The following is a 4,092-nucleotide window of genomic DNA, read 5'->3' as shown; positions in this document are numbered from 1 at the left end:
AGCAGCACGCGCACCGCGCTGTTGAGGACCGCAACGATCGGCACCGCGAGCAGGGCTCCGACGATGCCTGCGGACACTCCGCCCGCGGCGATCGCAAGCACCACCGCCAGCGGGTGAAGCGACACCGCGCGACCCATCACCAGCGGCTGCAGGACGTGCGCCTCGAGCTGCTGCACCGCGATGATGAGCCCGAGCGTGATCACGGCGTACACCCAGCCCTTCGCGATCAGCGCCACGATGACGGCGAGCCCGCCGGTGAGCACCGCGCCGACCAGCGGGATGAACGCGCCGAGGAAGACCAGTGACGCCAGCGGCAGCGCCAGCGGGATGCCCATGATCGCCAGCCCGGCACCGATGCCGAGCGCGTCGACGAACGCCACCAGGAACGTCGCGCGGACGTATCCGATGAGCGAATGGAAGCCGGCCCGGCTCGCGTCGCGCACCCGGTCGCGGACGGTCAGCGGGAAGATCTTCGTGACGAACGCGAAGATGTTGCGCCCGCCCTGCAGCAGGAAGATCAGTGTGAAGAACATCAGCAGCGCACCGGTGACGATCTCGGTGATGGTGCCCGCCGTCGACAGGGCCCCACTGGTCAGCTTCGCCTGGTTGTTCTTCAGCGCCTCGAGAGCGGTGTTGGTCGCGCTCTTGACCTGATCGTTGCTGAAGTGCGCCAACACCCCGGTGTTGAGGGAGTCCCTGGCGCCCGCGATGCTCCGAGCCACCTGGTCGACGAGTGCTGGTGCGCCCTGGATGAACTGGCTGACGACGAAGGTCAGGATCCCGCCCACGACGACGACGCTGCTGAGCAGGACGCCCGCCACGGCCGCGCCCCTTGGCACTCCCCTCCGGTCGAGGTCGTCGACGAGTGGCAGCAGCATCGCCGTCACCATCGTCGCCAGCAAGATCGGCACCACGATCACCTCGAGGTGCATCGCGATCCAGAAGAATGCGATCAGGGCCCCGAGGATGATCAGCAGTCGCCATGACCACGCTGCGGCCTTGCGGACGATGGGATGCACCGACTCGTCGGCTTTCCCGTCGATGGACACCGAATCAAGCGAGAAGCCCTCTGGCATTCCGGTAGCGTAACGACTCGGCGCGCCCGTTCCTGGCAAGCTCGTCGGGCGGATCGTCGCCGTTACCCTGAACCCCGTGTCGCACGACGCGGAAGGCAAACCGCGCGGCAAGTACTGGTGGCTGCGTTGGGCGATCATCGGTGTCGCGGTAGTCGTGCTCGCCGTCGAGGTGGCGCTGGTCTGGGATCAGCTCGCCAAGGCATGGCGCAGCCTGCTGTCGGCCAACTGGTGGTGGGTTCTCGCCTCGGTCTTCGCGGCGCTGGCGTCGATGCACAGCTTCGCTCAGATCCAACGCACCCTGCTGAAGTCGGCTGGCGTCATCGTCAAGCAGTGGCGTTCGGAGTCGGCGTTCTACGCGGGTAACGCACTGTCGACGACGATGCCAGGCGGCCCGGTGCTCTCGGCGACGTTCGTCTATCGGCAGCAACGCATTTGGGGTGCGTCACCGATGGTCGCGTCATGGCAGCTCGTCATGTCCGGCGTGCTGCAGGTCGTCGGGCTTGCCCTGCTCGGCCTCGCAGGTGCCTTCCTTCTCGGCGCCAGCAAGAACCCGCTATCGCTCATCTTCACGCTCGGCGGCTTCGTGGCATTGCTCGTCCTCGGCCAGTCGGTGGCGTCGAACCCGCAGCAGATCGACGGCATCGGCGTGCGGCTGCTGTCCTGGTTCAACTCCGTGCGGGGCAAGCCCGCCGACACCGGCCTGGACAAGTGGCGCGAGATGCTCCGGCAGCTGGAGTCGGTGAGCTTGAGCAGGCGCGCGCTCGGGACCGCATTCAGTTGGTCGCTCTTCAACTGGGTGGCCGACGTCGCCTGTCTGGCCTTCGCCGCGTACGCGGCGGGAGGCAAGCCGTCCCTGGCCGGCCTGACCGTCGCCTACGCCGCGGCGCGCGCCGTCGGCTCGATCCCCCTGATGCCCGGCGGCCTCCTGGTGGTCGAGGCAGTTCTCGTCCCCGGCCTGGTGTCCAGCGGGATGACGCTGGCCTCGGCGATCTCGGCGATGCTCATCTACCGACTCGTCAGCTGGATCTTCATCTCCTCGATCGGCTGGGTGGTGTTCTTCTTCGTGTTTCGCACCGAGAAGGACATCGACCCCGACGCCCCACCCGAGGCCGACCCCGGCAACGGGGCCGCGCCTGCGCAGTTCAGCCCCGATCCCGAGGCGAGACACGAGCCCGAACCGGAGCCATAGGATCACCGGATGCACCGCACCCTCCGGAACACGCTAGCGATTCTGGGTGCGGCCGCCCTCGTTGCCGCGTGCGGGACCTCGACCGAATCACCGACCCAGTCGACCGCGGCCTCTGGCCCGACCGAATCGACGCCCGCGACGGCAGGGGCGGCGCAATTCACCCCCGTCCTCGTCAGTGTCGTCGCGGCACCGGTGCCGGTGCCCACCACCGACGGCAAGGTGCACCTCGCCTACGAGCTGCAACTGACCAACGCCCTCGGCGGTGACGTGACGCTGAAGTCGTTGTCCGTCAAGGCCGGTGACGACGAGCTGCTGACCATGGCGGGCGAGGGGCTCGCGCACTGGACGCGTGCCCTCGGCGGCGGCCAGACCCCGACCGCGACGCTCGGCCCCGGGCAGGCGGGCATCGTGTGGCTCGACGTCGTGCTCGACGCACAGGCGACCCTGCCCACCGAGCTGTCGCACACCATCGTCGTCGACGTGGCCAAGCCCATGCCGCCGCTGCTGCCCGCGACGATGACCGAGGACGACGTCGCGCCGGTGACGGTGTCGTCGCGGCAGCCCGCCGTGATCTCTCCGCCGCTGGACGGGCCGCGCTGGCTGGACGCCAACAGCTGCTGCGACATGACGGCTCACCGGATGGCGATGAATCCACTCAACGGAAGCCTCTGGGCTGCAGAACGTTTCGCCATCGACTACATCCAGTTGAGCGAGGACGGCACCATCTTCACCGGCGACCGGTCCAAGCCGGAGAGCTACCCGTACTTCGGCGCCGACATCCACGCGGTGGCCGACGGTCCCGTCGTCGCGGTGCTCGACGGGCTGCCCGAGCAGGTGGCAGGCAAGAACCCCACCGGGTTGCCACTGGACCAATACGGCGGCAACCACGTGGTGCAGGACATCAGTGATGGGCAAGGCGGCCACTACTACGCGTTCTACGCGCACCTCAAGACCGGCAGCGTCACGGTCAAGCCCGGTGACCAGTTGACCACCGGCCAGGTGATCGCCAACCTCGGCAACACCGGCAACACCGATGCTCCGCACCTTCACTTCCATGTGATGAGCACGCCGGACCCGTTGCGCTCCAACGGGTTGCCGTTCGTCTTCAAGGACTTCACGCTGGACGGTAGGCTGGCCTCGATGGACGCCATCGACCCACTGGTGACGGGCACGCCCGCGCCGCTGACCCCCGGGTTCACCGCGCGGGACGAGAAGAACCTCAGCCCACTCGTGCTCGACGTGATGACCTATGCCAAGGGGTGACGGCGGGCAGCCGCGCACCGTGGCGATCGCCCTACTCGCCGACGTCGTCTGTGTCCTGGTGTTCTGCGCGATCGGTAGGCGCAGTCATGCGGAGGGAATCACCATCGCCGGCGTCGCCGAGACGGCGTGGCCGTTTCTGTCGGGCACTGCGGCGGGCTGGCTGGCAGCACGGGCGTGGCGGCGACCGACTTCGCTGGCCCCGACGGGAGTGGTGATCTGGCTGAGCACCGTCATCATCGGAATGCTGTTGCGCAAGGCGACGTCTGCGGGAACAGCGCTCAGCTTTGTGGTGGTCGCCTCGCTTTCGACCGCCATCCTGCTACTCGGGTGGCGCCTCGGCGCAAGGGTCCTGGCTCGCCGCTGACAGCTTCACCGCTGGCCGAATCCGCCTCGGGCTCAGGCGAAGTCGATACGGTCAGGGTGGCCCGCAGACCGCCGAGCGGTCCGTCCGACAACTCGATTCGGCCGCCGTGCAACGCGGCTTGCTGCACGACCAATGCGAGGCCGAGCCCCGATCCACCCGGCGCCGCAGTACTTCCCCTGGCGAACCTGCCCATCACGAAC

4 protein-coding genes and 1 pseudogene are annotated in these 4,092 nt (G+C 68.1%); 3 read left to right on the top strand and 2 right to left on the bottom strand.

Features of this window, described 5'->3' with window-relative positions; all coding sequences use genetic code 11:
- Positions 1-1,076: AI-2E family transporter (locus tag ACRDUX_RS19555; RefSeq protein ID WP_526415675.1), on the bottom strand; the 1,076-nt coding region annotated here is incomplete at its 3' end.
- A 76-nt stretch (positions 1,077-1,152) separates the two neighbouring features.
- Here ACRDUX_RS19555 and ACRDUX_RS19550 point away from each other — a divergent pair.
- The 3 genes from ACRDUX_RS19550 to ACRDUX_RS19540 are packed head-to-tail and all read left to right on the top strand — an operon-like array spanning position 1,153 to position 3,892.
- Positions 1,153-2,265 carry a lysylphosphatidylglycerol synthase transmembrane domain-containing protein gene (locus ACRDUX_RS19550; protein WP_526415674.1) on the top strand — a complete coding sequence of 371 codons (1,113 nt, stop codon included), beginning with the start codon at positions 1,153-1,155 and terminating at the stop codon, positions 2,263-2,265.
- A 9-nt stretch (positions 2,266-2,274) separates the two neighbouring features.
- Entirely contained in the window at positions 2,275-3,528 is a 1,254-nt protein-coding gene (locus tag ACRDUX_RS19545) for a M23 family metallopeptidase (protein WP_526415673.1), read from the top strand.
- Positions 3,515-3,892, top strand: a complete 378-nt coding sequence (locus ACRDUX_RS19540) for a DUF3054 family protein (RefSeq protein ID WP_526415672.1) — start codon at positions 3,515-3,517, stop codon at positions 3,890-3,892. The genes ACRDUX_RS19545 and ACRDUX_RS19540 overlap by 14 nt, the downstream gene beginning before the upstream one ends.
- Positions 3,893-3,923: 31 nt before the next feature.
- On the opposite strand, the pseudogene ACRDUX_RS19535 reads toward ACRDUX_RS19540, so the two are convergent.
- Positions 3,924-4,092: pseudogene (locus ACRDUX_RS19535) on the bottom strand (ATP-binding protein); the annotation flags it as partial.

This window comes from Mycobacterium sp., from assembly GCF_050701675.1.
Lineage (GTDB): Bacteria > Actinomycetota > Actinomycetes > Mycobacteriales > Mycobacteriaceae > Mycobacterium.
This window is presented reverse-complemented; position numbering and strand designations above follow the sequence as displayed.

Excerpts from the sequence above, each read along its gene's own strand:
- ACRDUX_RS19545 (WP_526415673.1), top strand. The coding sequence starts at position 2,275 with ATGCACCGCACCCTCCGGAACACGCTAGCGATTCTGGGTGCGGCCGCC.
- ACRDUX_RS19540 (WP_526415672.1), top strand. The coding sequence starts at position 3,515 with ATGCCAAGGGGTGACGGCGGGCAGCCGCGCACCGTGGCGATCGCCCTA.